Origin of the sequence: Bradyrhizobium sp. CCGUVB4N, assembly GCF_024199945.1 — a bacterium.
Classification (GTDB): domain Bacteria; phylum Pseudomonadota; class Alphaproteobacteria; order Rhizobiales; family Xanthobacteraceae; genus Bradyrhizobium.
Window position 1 is genome coordinate 7,932,711 of record NZ_JANADP010000001.1, and the last position, 17,992, is coordinate 7,950,702.

A 17,992-nucleotide genomic window follows, 5' to 3' on the forward strand; every position below is an offset into this window, starting at 1 on the left:
ACGCTCGGCGCGCCGGCGATGTTATCGATGGCGGCACGCGACACCAAATCCGCCCTCGGCTAGCGATCCAGGTGGACAATCCTAAAGTTCATGATACGTTCTATCTCCGCAGAAGTGTCAATGACGTTTTTGGGGATCGGCTTCGGTAAAACGCTCCTTCGGCCGGCAGTTCTCACCGCCGACCGGAATTGTATGGCCGCGGTTGGATGTCCATATTTCCGTGACCGCGACGATCGCCGCGCTGCGCAGCCTGAGCGCCGAATATTCTTTGGTTTCAATGCCCGACAGCCTCCACAGCCTGATCGTCGCCGTCTTGCACCCGATGAGCCATTCGGCCCTGAGCGCGGAGCCATTGCGCATAGCGGGGCTTGTCGTGCCGGGTGGTGATGGCCTGTCCAAGCGGCAACGTATCGATCGGGCGCTGGAAGGTTTGGCCGATAGGCAATTGGCAACTCTGGCGTTAAAATTTGCCGTGGAGCGCAACGACCCTGCCCTCGACGAGGCGGCCCGTAAGGTGTTGGAGGCTGGGGACCCGCCTCTCACGCACATCACGCGTCGAGACGTCGCGCGGGTTTACGGAGACGATCTCGCCGGCGAACTCGACACGGTGTCGTTGGTCGGAAAATACTTCGCTCTATCTTCGCCGTTCGAGATGTTCGAGCCTCGCGGTCGGAGCCTCCGTCAAATCGAGAGACATATGGACCGCAATCCCGGCGATTGGTCGGTCGAACATTTGTTCGGAGAAATCGGGGCGTTCGACTGCTCCCGGGCGCGCTTCGCGGCGATGATCGAGAAGACGGTTCATCCACTGTCGCGATCGGGGGATGAGCAACTACGGATAGTGGACGCGCTCAACAAGGTGCTCACGCGAGACGGCTATCACCTAGTCCCCGATGGGGAAGTATCCGGTCATCCGATTTTTGCGTTTCGGCCCGTAGCCCGAGGCGTGGCTGGGCGGCCCAAGAACTTGATTTTCGCGTCACGGGGCCCGAAGAAGCCCGAGATAGGCTTCCTCGATGCCATCAACAACGACATCGTCGTGCTGTCTGGTGAAGAAAGCTGCCTGATCTACGATCTTCCGATCGGATCGAATGGGCTGCTGTGGTCAGACCTTGTGGCATGGTGGGAAGAAGTCACCCCCGGCGGAAACGCCGCCGGTTTGGGAGCGCGTCTTCGGCAATCGTTGTCATCTGACGGTGAAAACAACCTATTCGCGACGTACTTCAAGAAATACAGGCCCAGCCTCGGAGATGATCTGCCTGCATTGCTGCCGCAGGTTTATCTTCACTACGACCCCGCCATCGTCAAACTGCTGCGCCACCGCCTACCTCTACCGCGGCAACGCATGGACTTTCTGTTGCTGCTCCCGGACCGGCAGCGGATCGTCATCGAGGTCGACGGCAAGCATCATTTCTCAGAAGACGGGAAACCCTCGCTGAAGGTGTATGCCGACACGGTTTCGGCCGACCGGGAACTGCGGCTCGCCGGATATGAGGTGTACCGCTTCGGCGCGAACGAGGTTGTCGGCGACGGCTCCGAGACGAGAATTGCGGATTTCTTCGACAAGCTCTTCCGACTCATTCGCGTCGGCAGCGAGAACCGATAGTCCTAGGTTGAATTGATGCGCCACACGTGCTCGCACGGGCGGTTCGTTTGGAACTCTGCGGGATCTGCGATCATGAGCGAAAGGCGGGAATTTCAGGAGATCGCTCATTGCGGTGGGCAGGTCATCTTCACCGTCGACAGAGGCGATGACGGTCGGAGGCGATATCGTGTCGCTTGGCAAAGCAGTCGGCCCGTCCCGGCGGCTGTATACTCGATCTACGCCTTGAAAGAGGGCATCCCGATCGCCGATCTACCGATAGGAGGAATAGGTGCGCCTTGGCCCGCTCCACCCGTGCCCGGCTGCGTTCCGGTATTCGTAGCCTCAGACAGCGAGGGAAAATTCGGCTTTCAGTGCCCGAGATGCAACCAGTATTGGCGGACGCGTGGCGGCGTATCGCTCTGTCCCTACTGCGGCGCCCATGCCGAGCGTCACGAATTTCTGTCCGCGGCGCAACGGGTCTACGTCCGGCTTTATTGCGAGAAGCTCGACGAGGCGCTTTCCGCGGATGAAGACGGAATTCACGTCATCGATATGGATGCCGTCGCGGACGCGGCGGGAAAGGACATCACGAAGCCACCGTTCTATTACGCCGAGGAGAGCCAACAGAAGCAGTTCGACTGCACCGCGTGTGGCGAGTTTAACGATGTCCTGGGGCGGTTCGCTTATTGCTCGGTGTGTGGCACGCGCAACGATCTCAGCGAACTCGAAGGAAGCATCATCCCGGCGATCCGCGACGATTTGAATCGGGGCGCCGTTCCGTCAGGCTGTCTGAAAAACATCGGATCGGCGTTCGACACCTTCGTCGGGCAATACACGGGGCAGCTAATCCAGAACAGGCCGATGCGTTCCGCGCGTCGCGAGCGCATCGGAAAGATGCGGTTCCACGATCTCGTCGCGACCAGACGGGAGCTGTTGGGCGGTTTCGACATCGACATCTGCGAAGGGCTGACGGAGGCGGAGATCGCAACCGCGACGCGCTCGTTTCAGCGCCGTCACGTCTACGAACACAACGGCGGCGAGGTCGACGAAAAGTATCTGCGCGACAGCGGCGATGCGTCGGTCCGACTGAAACAGAGCATCCGGGAGACGCAAGCCGGCGTCCACGAATTCGCGAATCTCGTGCTGCGGATGGCTCGAAATCTCCACCGTGGCTTCCACGACATCTACGAACCTGCAAAGGGAGCCATAAACCGATACGAAGCGGAGAAGAAGCGCCTGGCCGCTCTTCAACGGCAGAACGGGGGACGATCCCGCGTACCGCCGGTCAACACCGCCAAGCCTCGGCTGAGAGGTGAGTAGGCGTCGCTGACGATGCTTGCGGCCTGACGAACGCGCTTCAACCAATCTTGTAGTCAAACGCGCCCGCTAACCAGGAAAACATTCAAGGCGTTGGTCAGCGATTGCCAGCGTGAAGCGTTGGCCTTCGAAGGCTGATGTCAAGGGCATTTCGATTGGAGGGAAGTGGAGAAAGGCAAAGAGTTTCAGTGTGTCAAGAGCCCGTCGGTAAACTGCCCAATCTGAAAGATTCTTCGCGTAAGCATCGCGTAAGCAGATTTCGAAAAACGGTAGCGAACGAGCGCAAAACGCAGCGTGGACCAGCACCCGCGCGAAAGTGAGATGCACCCGTAGCTCAGCTGGATAGAGCGCCACCCTCCGAAGGTGGAGGCCACACGTTCGAATCGTGTCGGGTGCGCCATCGTTCTCGATGGCAAAGAGCCGAGTTCTTTCCTCAAATAGTTGCAGCCGGATTTTGCGCGGCGCCCGTCGCCGACACCAAGCGAAGCGTGCACGTCCAGAGTGCTCCATTTAGAACACACCGGAAGGTCCTTAAGGAGCGTGCGTCACGACGTTGCTTCGCCATCCTCGGCTGCGTTCCATCACTCGTGATCGTCAGCCAAGAGCAAGTTCAAATCGTGGAGGCGCAACACCCGATTGTTGCGATTGATTGAACAGGAGATCCCTAAGCTTGCTGCATGAGCGGCGTCCGACCGGGACGCCAATTAAGAGTCAGCGTGACCCAGCCTGTTGGCGCCGTCACGGCACGATTATAGGGCAGTAAATCGCGATTTACTGCCCTATGGATTCAACAAGTTACAAGGATTCCCTTGCGCTTTGGGCTGCTACTGGTGATCTTATGAGGACTCACGGATTTCGCATTTTGCGTGACCCAGCGTGACCCAGCCACCAGTGTCGTGTGACCCAGATGCTTACTTCAGAGCCCAAGAAAAAGCAGGAAGGAGCGGCAGCAGAGACCGCCGTCAAAAAGGCCACGAAAGAGAGAGAAAAAACGGCGGTGGAGATCACCGTCAAAATCGTCAAAGAACGGATTCGAGATCACAAGGAGGGAACGCGGACTGAACTCACCGACACCAAATCTCGTGGCTTGCAATTCAGGGTGACCGACGACGCAGCGATCTGGACGGTTCGGACTCGGCTGTTCGACAAACAGCGTCGCTGGACCATCGGCAACTCCGACGTCTCGCCCGACGAAGCGCGCGAGCGAGCTGGCGAAGTCCGAGCCTGGTGCCGGCGGGGAAGCGATCCCGCGAAACTCATTACTCAATACATAACGGGCATCTCGATCGCGCAGCAGGTACGCGTCAGCGGGGAGCGCCCTGCCCCCTCATGGGATTGGCAGGAAGCGATCGATAAATTCCTCGAGCACATCAGCCAGAACCGTGCGCCAAAGACTTACGACGATTACGCCGGAGCGTTAGGCGGTCGGTGGAGGCTTGACCCCAGGAAGCGCCACTCTCATGTCGCCGAGCTGTCCCGCTTCAAGGGCAAGCAAGTTTCGACCATTGCTCGCGAAGACATCGCTGAATGCGTCCCCGACATTTGTAAACGTGCCTATTCGCAGGGCTTACACACGCTGAGAATCCTCGGGGTCGATGTGGTCTTTTCTCGGCGATGACGCGCGGCGGAGACAAACTTCTGTGGCCCCAAATCTACTTCTCCGTGTCAAGCCGCCGGAAAAGCCGCAACCGGTGGTCGCCAGGCCAGCGCTGTCGGTCCTTCAGTTGTTCGACAAGGATCGCGAGGACAGTCGTCGAGACGTCCCCTCTGCAATTGCAATGGGTCGTGCGGTGGCTATTGCACGGTCTGGCGCCCTCGGCCGACGAGCATCCTTCGCCGTGCAGTTGCTTGCGTTTTCGTTGCAGCGAAGACGAGCGATCATCGGCGCCTATCAAATGGATTTCAGGTCCATGGCCAATGACCCGGAAGCCGACGTAGCTTGGATCATCCCACCGTTCATGCGCAAACAGTCGAACAGCAACGATCCGGGAGCTCGATACGCTCGAACTCGGTGAATACCCCTACTACTTTCCAGTTCGTGCCAAGCTTCGCAAGAAAAACAAGGATCCTTACGCCGATCCGAGCTTCGTCAATCACGCCTTGCAGTTTATGCCTGGCGTGGACATGAGCCCGCACGCTTGGCGCAGAGGATTTGGTACCCATGGCAAACGCGAGTTCGGACTGTCATTCGACGAATGCAAGCTGATCCTGGATCATTCCGAAGGCGCTCCGCCCGGGGACGTGACGGCCGGCAACTACGCGCTTGATCCGATGCTTCAGAAGAAAAAGCAAATCATGGCGCTGTGGACGAACTGGCTTGAGCTTCAGGTGCAGGCAGCAATCTCGGCAGACCCTCATTTGCTGAACGCAGAAGTCTTGAGAGACGAAATCTATCGCGCCCGTTACGATGAGGAGCGATGGCTCAAGCGAAAATCCCAGGCACAGGCTTTTTCAGAAGCTGCAGAGAGCGCGGAGCTGGATCTGACCTTAGTTCGGCAACGAAGATCTGCAAACGATGCTGATCGCAGCCCACGCGATTGAAGCCGCCACTCGAAAGGTTCAGCCGGCGGCGAGCACAGTGGCTCTCGGACCGATTGCCGCTTCAACTGCCGAATGAATGCATCCCCCTAACCTTCGGATGTAGTCTGTCCGCTCATGGATGGGCCGGCGCATCATGAAGGACGGATGCTCCAGCCGTACCAGCGTCGGTCCGGCGCGATGGCCGGCTTCGAGACGCGCGCTCTGGACCCTGTGAAGGGCTTCCCCGACGATCGAGCTCAATCCGACCACCACGTCAGCACTGCCCAGTCGCCACAAGGCGTGCGCCTCGAGCTCTTCGACGAGTTCACCACAACTCGGATAGCGCTCCCTGCCCTCCTTGTCGAAAAGTGCACGGGGTATCACACTCGAGGCCTTTCGACTTGTGAATTGTGCTCAAGCATCGACGCGGGGGTTGGGGATGCGAAAAAGTCCTTCGCCGGGTGATTTCCGCAAACCCACCGTCGACAGACGCGAACTCGCCAAGACGAATGGCGTCACGGACCTCGCTCTTCAGATCTAACTCGACCTCACCGAAGCCTGTTTCCCCCCGGTCGACGACATCGACTAAGTAGGCAAGCGCACGAGCGACCCCGCGATGATCCGGCTCTGCGATCAGAAGCCTGGCAACCGCCTGGAGATGGGCAGGCATCACGCCGCGCGTGGCCTTGGAACAGCGCTGCTTCACTTCCGTCCTAAGACGGTTTCCGTGAGACGACGGCGTGAATCCTTTTCCTGTCGCCTCGACAAACACCAGAAATCCGTCGACGATCGCATCGATGTCACCAGCACTCTGTCGAATGCACGCGATCAGGCGAACCAGGTTTTCGCGCGTGTGTCCCTCCCAGATCCTCATCGAGCGATCAAAAAAGCCGTTGAGGTGCGCCACCCGATCATTGCTTTCGGTCAGGACGAGCAGCTGACCACCGCGGCGCCGGAGATCGTCGATCGGCCTCCTGTGCGCGCTCGTCATGCTGAACGATTTGTGTGGAACGCGCGCGGAGTTCTCGGCGAAATAGACTGACAGGCCCTTTGGCAATCGTCCCGTCAAATCGACCGTTCCACCATCCTTCAGCGCCTTGCGAGCTCCCAAAATCCACGCTCCGAGGTCCAATGAACTCGACCAACGGTGCGGCGTGAGGAGCTCTCCCGATGCCCCACTGCCTTTCAGATCGTCCCAACGTCCAAGCGTTTTTCGGACACCGGCATCGTTGTTTCCAAAGATCACCTGCATCGGATCGCCGAATACGCGCAGGCGGGCCCCGGCTTTGTGTATCGCCATGATCGCCTGGTGCTGATCGGCGCTCGCATCCTGATGTTCGTCGCAGAGAATGACAGGATAGCGCTGCGCTGCAGCCTCGGCAACCAGGGAGGAGCCTTCCAGAAGGTGACGAGACCGGCTGGCCACCTCATCGTATTGATTATTCTCGCGGGCCCAGGTTCCGACATCAGCGGGAAGGTCGATGGCCCGATGGTAGATGCTCGCGATCTCGGTCAGAAGGCTGTCGATCGTCCTGATCGCGACGCTACCAGATACCGTTTGCGTCCGCTGAGCAAAGACAGACCGAGCGGCATGCGTATGGGTCAGGATCAGGACCCGCCCGACGTCGAGGTGCGAGGCGGCATCAGTCGCAAACTGGGCTCCCTGATGGGTTTTCCCGCACCCTGCAGCGGCCTCCACGGTCACGAGTGGCAGATCGGATCGCAGCAGCTCAGCGACGGTATTGTCGCTCACAGCTTGAGCCGTCCCGGAGCCAGCGCGGGCTGTCCAAGCGCAGCACGCAGCGCGTTGACGAATGGGAGCAGCTCCGGCTCTAGTTTTGGCCAAATGCCCAGTTCCACCATTTTCTGACCCAGCTCGTAGCCGCCCTCTTCAGATTTGAACCAGCGTCGGCTGTGTTTGGCCCAGTCCTTTGCCGTGTCGACGTCCGGCGCCCCCTCCTTGTTGCCGGTCGCCGCGGCAACGATAAGCGAGCGAAGCTTCGCGAAGCGCTGCTCGGACGCTCCGCACGCAGCCAGGATACTGGCTTCATCCTTAACTTGCAGACCGAGGCGATCCGCCAATGACCGCAACCTCTCACCAGAGGCGCCTTCGGAATCGCGGGCAAGCAAGAACAATGAAGCGTCTTCCACGTGTGCGATGACATTCGCTTCGAGACAACCAGTGTGCCACTGGAAGCACCTCGGCCCGAGTGCCTCGCTCACGCTTTTCCATCGTCCGGTGGACTTGCCCTCGTTGTCGCAGAAGGCCCCGAGCATGAGCCCCGCGTCGCGTAGCGCCACCAACAAGCCGAGCATGGATTCGTTGCCGCCACCGTCGCACAGGCGAATGCCATGATCTTCAGGCATGGCGACGAAAGCATTCCGCAGCAGGAAACGCAGGAAGCCGACCTCTGTCACCCCCTCCGCAATGACGGGCAGCTTCGCGAGGAACGTCTCGGGATCACGCGCTTGCTGCTGCGAGATGGCAGCGGTCGGCAGAGAACCGATCGTACCCTTTGCATCGATAAACCAGAGCGCGGCCTTGGTTGCCGCCTTGATCGCAACAGGACTGTGGGTCGTGACGAAACATTGGCCGTCGTCCTTGACCAGCTTCGCAAGCAGTTGCCGAAGCCGATACGGCTCCAGTCCTCGTTCGATTTCGTCGATGACTGTCAGCCGTGATGCAGCCTCCGTGACGCCAGCCACCTCCAATGCGGACATGCGGCGCGTGCCGGCCCCCCAACTGGCGAGGGGCAGCTTTACGCCATCCCGATCTGCAAGCAGTCCGATGAGCGCTCCGATCGAAAGTCCTTGGCTGCTGGTTAGCCCCAGCTCGAGGTCGTGCGGCAGCCCCGCTTCCTTGAACGTCGTACCCAAAGCCTGGAGCGCTTGCGTCTCGTCCTCAAGCAGCGCGGCCGAAAGATCGGTTTCGGCGACCTGCCTGTTGAGCCTCGATTTCAGATTTCCCTTGGACAGCAACCTGTCGAGGGCAGAGCCTGTGACCAGCCGGAGATCACGATCGTTCCGGTCATCGTTCGTGAGGCGTACGACGCCGATCCGGCGGCGCAAACCAGTGGACAGTGCCGCGATTTCCGCATTCGGCTGCACCACCTCCCACACCAATTCGAGATCCTCGGTCCCGCGGACACGGAACCGAAAGACCGGGTGACCGGGCTCCTTCTCCGCCTCGGGGTCAGGGAGCACTGCCTCGCTACCGTCCCATTCCCACGGCCACAGCGAAGAGAAGTCCGCTATCCCGACCTCAGGCGGGATGTCCACCACGGCTTCGATGGAGAAACCCTCGCCGGTCGATCGATGGAAATAGTCGGTTTCCAGCACCTGAACCGCGTTAGTCGGACTGAACAGCAGAGCGATTGCGTGAAGCACTGTGCTCTTGCCAGAATCCCCTCCACCAAGCAGAACATTAATACCGTCACCTGGCCACCAATCTAGGACCTCGATGCCCCGAAACCTCCTGATCGCCAGGCTCTTGATGCGCGGTTGATTCGCCATGCCCCATCCGAATCCTCATATCCGGCAACAATCTTAAGCTGTTCGCGGTAGGCCGCAAAGCTTCAGGCCGCCGCCAGGAGCACTGGTCCTCACAGGACGTAGCACATGACGATCGTACGGCTGGGCCAACTTTTCGATTGTACCGAGGGTGTCGGCGCATTGGTCGCCGAATCCGCCGGTGGCGCATGCTGCATATCGATGATGTACCATCTGGTCTGGCCTGCAGCTGTTTCTGCGTCGGCTGCGAACTGCCCATGGTTGCGAAGAAGGGCGCGACCAGGCCCCATCACTTCGCACATCACTCTGCCCGCGACGGCAGCTCATGCTCGTCGGCGGGAGAGACCGCCCTTCATAAATTTGCGAAGAAGGTTTCTCGATCAGAGTCTGGAACTCGGACTCCACTCAGAATCAGGCAAAAGCACACCCAATCTTGGAGTCTTGTGTCTGATACGCACCGAGATTTCTGACCGGCTTACGGGTATCAATGCTGATCCCGACACCCGCCAAAGAAGCGCATGACAAAGCCTCCCAAAAAGCCGAGCGTCAACCTCCTGATAGATGACGCGATCCTGCGCGCCATCGGGCACGTGGCTGCCCAATGGGCGGTCCTCGAGATCGAGTTCGATATCTTGCTAGGCCGATTGCTCAAGCACCCGGAAGCCAAGAAACTCGTACCCAAGGCGATACCCCAGTCATTCGACCGGCGTGCGAAGCTGTTCCGAGATTGCGCGGAGCTGCTATTGCACGACCAGCCTGGCCTTCGGAAGCAACTCATCGCGATCATCAACGATGCGACCTCAGTGCGAAAAAAGAGAGACGATGTAATCCACGGCCAGTGGCATCTCGGTCGCAAGAAAGGGAAGATCGGGACAGCAGTGACCGTCGTCAAGCAGCGCCCACAATTCAAAGCGGAGCTTCAGCACATGTCGGATGCGCAAGTTGAAAATGTTGCCGCCACCATATCAGAGGTGACGCTAAAGCTAATCTGGTGGGCCCAAATGAACGTGGGCTAGACCCTTTGGCGGCCCACGAATCCCTTGTACTTACCCACCAAACACGCGGCGGCATTTATCTGTGATTGTCTGGTAAGCGCCGCGAATGATCGAACCAAGCTTTCCGATAACGCCTGAAGGCGGGCCGGGCTGAGATGCAAGCAAAGTCTATACCGGAGAGATTTCGCCTGTTGTAGCAGAGCGCGAACAGCCCGAACGCAAACAGCCGCCCCTTTGAAACCGGATTGTCGCGTGGTTGATCAAGGTCTTTGGCTAGCCATATGAGGGCGCATGCTCCATGCCCAACAGGAGGCCGGCTGAAATGCGCGGTTTTTTCCGACGGTTCTAAAGCCCATGGGGGCAAACAACTGCGCGCACACGCAGGTGAACGCCGCTGGACTCCACGTCCCTCTCCAGCGCCGTCGGATTGTTGCAGCGCTTGTCAGGATCGTACACTAGGCAAACCAGTGTCTCTACGCCGGGAACAGTCCTGTATCGATTGGCATCAATAATGAGCTCGTCGGCCACTTCCCGCTGGCCAAGATTAGCGCGCGTCATCTTCGCCTCAACAACGACGCGCTCTCTCGGCAGATGGAAGTCAACTCTGGAGGATGATCCCGCGTAGCTTGGCGTCACTTCTTCTGGGCTCACATCGTCGAAATGCAGCTTCAATATTGCGTGCAGCAGATCCTGAACGTCATACTCGTCCTTTACATCGAAAGGCGCCCGTTGCCTCTGACGGCTACGCAGCCGTTCTGCGAACAGCGGAAAGCGCCGACATAGGGTGACAATCTGCTCCACGGCATCGTCGGGCTTCCCGAGACTGATCCTGTCCAGAATGCGGCTTGTTAACACCGCGAGAGCCGCGGCCTCCGCATCGTCGGCGATACCCACAGGGCCGGAGAGCAATCTTCGCACAAGCTCTTCCTCCAAATCGCCAACGAGTGTGCCCACGCCAAGGCCTGCCGCATAGTCGATACAGGCGGCCATAAGCGCCTCATTCGTTGGCAGATCGCTCGCGGGAACCGCGGACACGCTCACCGTGCCAGCCTTTTCCCTATCTAACAGATGCAAGGCCGCGAGCGCCGCCAGCTGCGACACGTTTGTCTTGAACTGGCTTTTCCCAAAGCCCCGCACGATCGTTCCGGCCAGCCAATCTCGGTGCTCTTCTGGTATTCGCGACGAGCAGACACCAAAGCAAACGCCAAGGATCTCCACCGGGTTGAATATGAACGAGTTGCGATCAGCCGGATAAATCTCCCGACCGCGCAGACGTTCGAGCTCGTCGATCCACAGTGCGACAGTCTGCTCCGGAGCGGCATCAATCACGTAGCCATAGGCGGCTAAAACAGGCGTGCGCCGCAAGAGATTTGCCGGGCAGTTCAGGATCGGGCGATCGAACAGCCCAACCGATAGCGAGGCATCACGCTGCAGAATCTTGGATGCCAGTCCGGAGGCGGCGGTCGGCCAGACCTCAGAGGTCCGCAAGACGCGGCGAGCTTCTTCGCGGACCGCCGCTATTGCGCTCAGCACGACGCCGCTCATAGGAACCAACGGCTCCATTTCAGCTTCACCGACAAAGCCGTGGTGGAGAAATCCGGCACGTCCTTGAGCCGCCCGAGGAGTTCAGCGATCCGCTCAGAGTAGAATATCGTCACAGGAGTACGCGCAGGCAAGGTTGACCGCCAGGACAAGCTCGTGAATTTCAGCGCTTGCTCCGCAATATAATCCACGTCCTTGAATGTCGAATCAGGATGCAGGCCAATAAGTAGCGGTGCAGGAAGCGGAGAGTTCGCCCGCTTTATGAGCTTGTGAGAATTTGTCGCGAGCAATCGCGTGGACGGGCCGATCCGCGCGATCGTGCCACGGAGCGGCGCGAACTCTCCTTTCATGATGTTGCTTTCGCGCTTCACCGGCTCGCCCTTTTCGGCGCGATCCATGATGTAGAAGGGGTGATCGTGAGAGACGGTGACGAAAGCCATTTGCAAGACCTGCTCCGCGCCGATTTCGCGCACGCAAGCGAAAACAATCTTGCCTACGTCGACGCGTTTCAACGGTCGATGCGCATGAAAAATCACGCGCACAGTGTCACCTGGCCTCCAGTTATTTCTCGTCTTGAGCTCTCGGAGCACGGAGAGCATCGAGTCCCGGACCATCTTAGGATAGTCGGCATAATTGCACTCCTTCGACACGTTGCCGAGTAGATAGGTACCGTCTCCACTGAAGACCGTCGTGATGCCCACAAACCGCTGCCGGTCCTCAAATCGACTGCCCGAAAACTCGGCGAAGCCCATGCCAACGACGAGTTCGTCGCTGATGGCCTTATCTTGATTGACCGTCCATGGCGTGCCGTTCAGCTTCGCGTAGACTGAAACGGCGAAGTTCTGCAATGTGTACTGCAAGCTACCCGGCATCTGGTTCACGGTCGTCATGCGCACTTCCTGGGTCGGGATACCCAGCGTCAACAGCAGCGCCTTTGTCCGCAGGTACGGATTTTGGAGACCCTTCAGGTGCGCGTGCTCCTCGAAAAGCACGACGATTGCGCCTTGCACCTCTTCACCAGCGGACAAGCGCTCTTCGATTGCATTGCGGTACGCCGGCTCGGAATTTTGTCGATCCGATACCCCGACCTGAACCGGGCACATCACAAACTCAAGGTTCACCAGGCCGAAGACATCCCGAAAGCCCCTCGCAAATCCACGATGATTGGCACCGAGACCATCGCGAAACGCGCGAAGGAACGCCTCGACTTTGCCTTGCGTAGACGTCGGGAAGACAACGAGAAGGCGGGGCGACTTATTGGCGAACGTCGTGCGATCGAATGGCCCAAACTGCGACAATCCCGGCCAGGCAAACGCGTTGCTTTGAGCGCCGGTACGATCAAACACGTAGTCAACCTGTGGTGCGACATAGACCGTCTGCACTGTGTCGCTGTTCGTGAGCACAATCCGATCGCCGATCTTCGCATCAAAGCCAAGCGCGATGGGAAGTTTCGTTTTGGCAAGGTGCGTGCCAAGTTTCGTGACCACAGCGTCAAAATCGGGTCCGACAAGGTAGTTGGCCTGCTCGTCATCCAACGCCCTCATCAAGGCCTGATAGCGAGCAAGTCCAAGCAGGGTTGTCAAACAGCGCGCAACGCTCTCCTTCGACCCCTCAAGCTTGATACGATCCGTCTCGATCGATTGGCCCTCTGTGCCTTCGGATAGATAGGTGATGTTTCCTTCTACTCGCGCGATGCGACCAACCAACCGGCGCTTTCCAGGCTCAGGCGTCCGACGAACGACGTGAAGTCCACCGAGATCCACGTCGGCATCCCGCAAGGCACTTAATGATGCCGCAATATCGAACTGCATCTCGACGGTCACGAAGACACCGACTTTCGATTGCCTATCAACCGGCTCGAACGTCTTCGCGGTCACCTCAAACCGTGGCGTGACCGTGAATTCGTTGATGAGCGGATGAGTTATGCGAGCAGCCTCTGCGGCTGGCTGAATTAATTCGGCCCGCTGCGCGAGAAATGTGAACGGTCGGACACGGATAGGCTCATACTGGGGCAACGCAACGCCAATGACATCGTCGACCCGCGCCCGGACAAGCCAAGTATATTTTAACACGGGAGCAGGACGCTGTTCGCCATCGACGTTAGGACCGCCGGCCTTCAGACGAAGGTGGTAGAGCTTGCCTCCGACCCAATGAACGAACCAGAATCCCCGCAGTCTCTCGCGTTCAGCCTTCAATTCGCCGGGGTCAGGCATGTCGCGGACAACGAAGTCGATTATCTCGGGTGTCTCGACAACGAAGCCGTTGGTCACCAACGGCCGCGATCGCAGGCTTGTCTGGGGCATCGATATCTCTTGAACTCAACGGCTCAAAACCAGCGGCAATCGGTGGTGGCAAAATGCGGCCTGCCACCATGTGAGCAACTGGAGAATTCGAGATTTCAGCACATAGTCGCCCGGCGGCCGTCTCTCCTGCCTCGAGGGCTATGTGAAGGAATCACTCGGTCCGAGCGGATAATGCTATCTGCGAACCTGCGCTTGATCGCGATGAGTTTGACGAACGTAGCGTCCAAGGATTCGAATACCGGTGGAAAAGTCGAGCGATGCAAGGATTCGTATGCTGGGATCCGGGATGCGAGACCCAGGCGTGACCCAGACGGACAAACGTCCAGACACCCTCCTTGAGGGATCGGCAAGCCATTGATTTTTTTGGAGATTTGGTGGGCGCACCAGGGCTCGAACCTGGGACATTAAGAGACAGCGACGGGTTGAGAACAATCAATGACTTACTGGTCGCATCACTGGGCTTATCCGACTGAAAATGGGCATTCGTCGCACGATCAATTGCTTCGTTGCACTGCCCGTTAACATCGTAGAAAATCGTAGTTTGGCGTCCAAAATAGTCGCCCGTCGTAGCGGGGGAGCGCAACGAACGGCTCCCCACCCAATTCGAGCCTTTATTTTCAAAGGCATACTTGGCGGCTTAGCCCTTCCCCGAGAACGGCCGCCGCTCGGTCTCAGTTTGAATTCTCGGCATCCTCAACGGCGACATCGTCGGGGCTATTCGCGCGCTCGTTAATGCCGCCAATTTCCTTAAGTGTTCATGAGCATCATGGGTGTTGCCAGCCCGCTTACCATTCATCAGTTCTTTGCGAGGGCCGCCGGGTTGTTCCCATAGCCATACGTGCAACCAATACGTTCCGCCCTCCAGCAACTGGATTCGAGCCTGCAATCTGGGGAAAGTAAGCTCCGTGTAGCGCGCGCCCCTCCCTCGCGAAGCTGTGGCCCACCGCCCAGCTTGCACCATTTTGGAGGTGAGCACAAAAGGGCGTGACTGCGCCCCGGTCGTAGTCTCCACATTCGACGAAAGCCGCATCCGAGCCGGCACTGAGATCGTCCCCGTCGCGTGACGTTTACAAGGGGACCTGGGGTGGACTACACGACATTGAGCAGGCTTGGTGGACATGGGTCGGGCCAGTTACACCGGGAGGGGGAAATGCGACCGCACTCTCCTAAAGTGGATGTACGCGAAGATGAACAAGTTCCTGTTCGACGGTGAAACATGGACTCGTTCAGCATCGGCCGTCTCGTCCAACTCGGGGAAGACGAAGTACTGGACCGTCACATATACGTCGGCCAGCGGGCGCAAATTCACTGGAGGAAGCGGAGCAACGCGGCCGACCAACCGCCGCAGCGATCCTGAGCGTAATTGGGGCCTGCCCGAATGAAGACTGTCGACCCTCAACGCCAGCAACTTGAACAGGCAGTTGGACATTTTATCTTAGACCTCGGAATGATCGAGGCAACGATGATCCAAGCACTGGCCGTTTTGACTTCTGTTCCGTTAACGCATGCGCATTTCCTTCTAAATAAGACTGCCGGAGGCGCAAAGGCGGACCTCTTAAAGGAGGCAGCAATTGCAAAAGGAATCGACCTCAAGGCGACAGACTTGCGGGACGCTTTGGGCACCATCCACAACATCATGAACTTCCGGAATCAGTTGGTTCATGACGCAATCGGATTCTACTCGGATACGCAAAGATGGGTGCGCGGAAAAGGGACGCCCGATGGCGACAAAGTATTCGGCAAAAAGTTTGAGATCGATCCGACTGAACTCTATGGACTAAGCGAAAAGGCTTGGGCGGCGATAAAAGTTATCGGCGTGGAGATTCTACAGAAGCACGGCGGATTTACTTACAAGCCCTGAGACGGGCCGGGACCATCGTCGCTGTCAGTACTCGCAACTGTGCACTAGCAGGCCGTTGAAAAAGGCGCTCGCCGCCGACCGGCGACCGTGATTCATTGGCTCCGACGAGATTCGGAGATGGTGCGTGCGCGGCGGCGACAATCGAACGGGCGAGCTGTTCAGCTACGTCGACCTGGAGGCGCGGGTACGGCGTAATCATCCGCTACGAGCGATTCGGACGATTGTGAACGAAGCGCTGTCGGCGCTGGAGCGAGAGTTTGCCGCGCTCTATTCGCCAATTGGGCGGCCGTCGATCCCGCCGGAGAAGCTACTGCGGGCGATGCTGTTGCAGGCGTTTTATTCAATCCGCTCGGAGCGGCTTCTGATGGAGCGACTGGAATACGACCTGCTGTTCCGCTGGTTCGTCGGAATCGGCGTTGACGACGCAGCCTGGGACCATTCGGTGTTCTCGAAGAACCGCGACCGGCTGCTGGATGGCGACATCGCGGCCAAGTTCCTGGCGGCGGTGCTGGCGCAGCCCAAGGTGAAGAGGCTTCTGTCGAGCGATCACTTCTCGGTCGACGGTACGCTCATCGAGGCCTGGGCCTCGATGAAGAGCATCAAGCCGAAGGACGGCTCCGGCGAGCCGCCAGCGTCAGGCGGCGGGCGCAATGCCGAAGCGGACTTCCATGGCCAGAAACGCTCGAACGACACCCATGCTTCGACCACCGATCCGGACGCCAGGCTCTACCGCAAGGGCAAAGGCAAGGAGACGAAGCTGTGCTTCATCGGGCACGGGCTGATGGAGAACCGCCACGGCCTGCTGGTCGACGCCTGCCTGACGCAGGCCGACGGGCATGCCGAACGGGTGGCCGCGCTGCACATGATCGAGCCTCGCGCCGACCGACCGACTGCTCAGCCCCCACCATCGGCTTGCAATACCGATGAGCAACTCGGTCTTCGCGGCGGGAGAAGCCTCTGACTGTTGAACCGCCTCAATCACCGCCCGCTCCAGGGCCAGTCGACGACTCCGATTGAGCAAAATGAGCCCGACCCAGACCAGAGATGCTGTGGCAATCGCGGCAACACCGACCTTGACCACAACGTCCCACGGAATTCCCTGTGAGAGCGCAATGGAGCCAGGCGCAAGAACCACGCCTTCAATAACACGCCAGAGAATGCCGAGGGCAGCGGCAAAACTGAGGAACGCCATCGCCAGGTGCATCGCCTCGGCTGCGGAGAAAGTCGAAGATTTGCTCCCCTTTGGCTCTGGCGATTGTGCCGAGGCCATATTTGCCGAAGAAATCGACTGTGTTTCGTCCGCCATAGTAGACTACCGATTCACCAACACACCTTGTGAAGTAGCGAAAGACAGTTATTCACGTTCCAAGACCTCGGCCATCAATCTCTCGTCCCGAACCACGAAGCCTCGCATTAGGGAATTTCCCCTGCGGGAAGCGCGGCTGTGTTTTTCTCCCAAGATCCATAAAGTGGATTCGGGAGCAGGAAATACTCCTTGCCCATCATCGGCACGAACGACGCCGTAGCGCGCGCTTCACTTTGGGTCACGCAAGGAAAGTCAAGCACGTTGTCCCCGACCGAGAAAGCAATCGAATGGGGGTGATCCCAAGACGTTTTTGCTGCGCTGTCCGCAGCCCAGCAGCTTTCAGCATTCCCATTCGTCAACAGCTCCGACGACGATCCTTGTCATTCTTGTAACCGCTGCCCCCGCACGCGGACGTTGACACAGCCGTTCTGTCAGCGGATGTCCGAGGAAGAATGCACAACTCCCGCCGGCCGGCGGTGAGTGCGCCGGTGCCGCCAATCTGCCGTTCAAGATTGCTGAGGTTAGTTCGAACGCTTTGCTCGACCTCGGCTTCACGATCGAGCTCTCGATTGGTGATGACGACAATCTTGCCGTTGTTCGCGAGTACGTTGCGAATGAACTCCATCGCTCCAGGTACCGCGCCAGCGGCGCTCCGACGAATCCAGTCACGCCAGCGCTCGTCGACGTGTCCCAGTCCAAGGTATTCGTTCTCTAGCTGGCCAAATGAGTTGTCGAAGATGGTCTCGTCGGCATCCATGACAATGGCCCAGTCGCCGGCCGGCGGCCTCGTCCGGATTTCTTCAAAACGCTCGTTGGCCCGCGCGTAGACAAAGCGCGTAAGCAATGCCAATTCTGCGGAACGCCGATACCATTTCAAACTTGAGGTAATCTCGCCCTTTACAGGATGGACCTGGGGCGCATCGGGTATCGCCAGTTCAACAAGGACCGGGCAGTGATCGGAGGGTGCCTCGTTGGCCCCTTCCCGGTATCGGAATTCGCGGAAGCTATCAGCAACGAACAAGGAGGCGCTGCGCCCGTTGAGAACGATGAAAT

The 17,992-nt window shown here is 58.7% G+C and carries 12 protein-coding genes, 1 tRNA gene and 1 pseudogene; 9 read left to right on the plus strand and 5 right to left on the minus strand.

The window, feature by feature from the left end:
- Positions 1-220: 220 nt before the first annotated feature.
- The 5 genes from NLM31_RS36915 to NLM31_RS36935 all read left to right on the plus strand — a co-directional run bounded on the left by NLM31_RS36915 (position 221) and on the right by NLM31_RS36935 (position 5,443).
- Positions 221-1,606 carry a hypothetical protein gene (locus NLM31_RS36915; protein ID WP_254195422.1) on the plus strand — a complete coding sequence of 462 codons (1,386 nt, stop codon included), beginning with the start codon at positions 221-223 and terminating at the stop codon, positions 1,604-1,606.
- Positions 1,607-1,678: 72 nt separating this feature from the next.
- Positions 1,679-2,905, plus strand: coding sequence for a hypothetical protein (locus NLM31_RS36920; RefSeq protein ID WP_254195423.1), 1,227 nt, complete (start codon positions 1,679-1,681; stop codon positions 2,903-2,905).
- A 320-nt stretch (positions 2,906-3,225) separates the two neighbouring features.
- Positions 3,226-3,302, plus strand: a tRNA-Arg gene (locus NLM31_RS36925).
- Positions 3,303-3,809: 507 nt separating this feature from the next.
- Positions 3,810-4,520, plus strand: coding sequence for an integrase arm-type DNA-binding domain-containing protein (locus tag NLM31_RS36930; protein WP_254196332.1), 711 nt, complete (start codon positions 3,810-3,812; stop codon positions 4,518-4,520).
- Positions 4,521-5,026: 506 nt separating this feature from the next.
- Entirely contained in the window at positions 5,027-5,443 is a 417-nt protein-coding gene (locus NLM31_RS36935) for a hypothetical protein (RefSeq protein ID WP_254195424.1), read from the plus strand.
- Between the two features lie 304 nt (positions 5,444-5,747).
- On the opposite strand, the gene NLM31_RS36940 is transcribed toward NLM31_RS36935, so the two are convergent.
- Entirely contained in the window at positions 5,748-7,175 is a 1,428-nt protein-coding gene (locus NLM31_RS36940) for a UvrD-helicase domain-containing protein (protein WP_254195425.1), read from the minus strand.
- Positions 7,172-8,935 (minus strand): ATP-dependent endonuclease, encoded by a 1,764-nt coding sequence (locus NLM31_RS36945; RefSeq protein ID WP_254195426.1) that lies wholly within the window; start codon positions 8,933-8,935, stop codon positions 7,172-7,174. The genes NLM31_RS36940 and NLM31_RS36945 overlap by 4 nt, the downstream gene beginning before the upstream one ends.
- A gap of 515 nt (positions 8,936-9,450) precedes the next feature.
- On the opposite strand from NLM31_RS36945, the gene NLM31_RS36950 reads away from it, so the two are divergent.
- Positions 9,451-9,948 (plus strand): hypothetical protein, encoded by a 498-nt coding sequence (locus tag NLM31_RS36950; protein ID WP_254195427.1) that lies wholly within the window; start codon positions 9,451-9,453, stop codon positions 9,946-9,948.
- Between the two features lie 324 nt (positions 9,949-10,272).
- Here the strand turns inward: NLM31_RS36950 and NLM31_RS36955 are convergent, their stop codons facing one another.
- Positions 10,273-11,472 carry a hypothetical protein gene (locus tag NLM31_RS36955; protein WP_254195428.1) on the minus strand — a complete coding sequence of 400 codons (1,200 nt, stop codon included), beginning with the start codon at positions 11,470-11,472 and terminating at the stop codon, positions 10,273-10,275.
- A complete protein-coding gene (locus NLM31_RS36960; protein ID WP_254195429.1) occupies positions 11,469-13,772 on the minus strand; it encodes a Piwi domain-containing protein in 2,304 nt (767 codons plus the stop codon). Before NLM31_RS36960 ends, NLM31_RS36955 begins: the two co-directional genes overlap by 4 nt.
- Before the next feature lie 1,187 nt (positions 13,773-14,959).
- On the opposite strand from NLM31_RS36960, the gene NLM31_RS36965 reads away from it, so the two are divergent.
- The 3 genes and pseudogenes from NLM31_RS36965 to NLM31_RS36975 all read left to right on the plus strand — a co-directional run.
- A complete protein-coding gene (locus NLM31_RS36965; RefSeq protein WP_254195430.1) occupies positions 14,960-15,154 on the plus strand; it encodes a hypothetical protein in 195 nt (64 codons plus the stop codon).
- Complete coding sequence (locus tag NLM31_RS36970) at positions 15,151-15,633, plus strand: hypothetical protein (protein ID WP_254195431.1); 483 nt, start codon at positions 15,151-15,153, stop codon at positions 15,631-15,633. Before NLM31_RS36965 ends, NLM31_RS36970 begins: the two co-directional genes overlap by 4 nt.
- Positions 15,634-15,757: 124 nt before the next feature.
- Positions 15,758-16,528: pseudogene (locus NLM31_RS36975) on the plus strand (IS5 family transposase); the annotation flags it as partial.
- Positions 16,529-17,294: 766 nt separating this feature from the next.
- On the opposite strand, the gene NLM31_RS36980 reads toward NLM31_RS36975, so the two are convergent.
- The gene (locus NLM31_RS36980) at positions 17,295-17,960 is read right to left on the minus strand and encodes an HAD family acid phosphatase (protein WP_254195432.1); all 666 of its coding nucleotides are present in this window, start codon (positions 17,958-17,960) and stop codon (positions 17,295-17,297) included.
- Positions 17,961-17,992: the final 32 nt, after the last annotated feature.

What these genes read in the sequence shown, in the direction of transcription:
- NLM31_RS36970 (WP_254195431.1), top strand. Translation starts at nt 15,151, where the DNA reads ATGAAGACTGTCGACCCTCAACGCCAGCAACTTGAACAGGCAGTTGGA.
- NLM31_RS36965 (WP_254195430.1), top strand. Translation starts at nt 14,960, where the DNA reads ATGAACAAGTTCCTGTTCGACGGTGAAACATGGACTCGTTCAGCATCG.
- NLM31_RS36935 (WP_254195424.1), top strand. Translation starts at nt 5,027, where the DNA reads ATGAGCCCGCACGCTTGGCGCAGAGGATTTGGTACCCATGGCAAACGC.
- NLM31_RS36930 (WP_254196332.1), top strand. Translation starts at nt 3,810, where the DNA reads ATGCTTACTTCAGAGCCCAAGAAAAAGCAGGAAGGAGCGGCAGCAGAG.
- NLM31_RS36920 (WP_254195423.1), top strand. Translation starts at nt 1,679, where the DNA reads ATGAGCGAAAGGCGGGAATTTCAGGAGATCGCTCATTGCGGTGGGCAG.
- NLM31_RS36945 (WP_254195426.1), bottom strand. Translation starts at nt 8,935, where the DNA reads ATGGCGAATCAACCGCGCATCAAGAGCCTGGCGATCAGGAGGTTTCGG.
- NLM31_RS36950 (WP_254195427.1), top strand. Translation starts at nt 9,451, where the DNA reads ATGACAAAGCCTCCCAAAAAGCCGAGCGTCAACCTCCTGATAGATGAC.
- NLM31_RS36960 (WP_254195429.1), bottom strand. Translation starts at nt 13,772, where the DNA reads ATGCCCCAGACAAGCCTGCGATCGCGGCCGTTGGTGACCAACGGCTTC.
- NLM31_RS36955 (WP_254195428.1), bottom strand. Translation starts at nt 11,472, where the DNA reads ATGAGCGGCGTCGTGCTGAGCGCAATAGCGGCGGTCCGCGAAGAAGCT.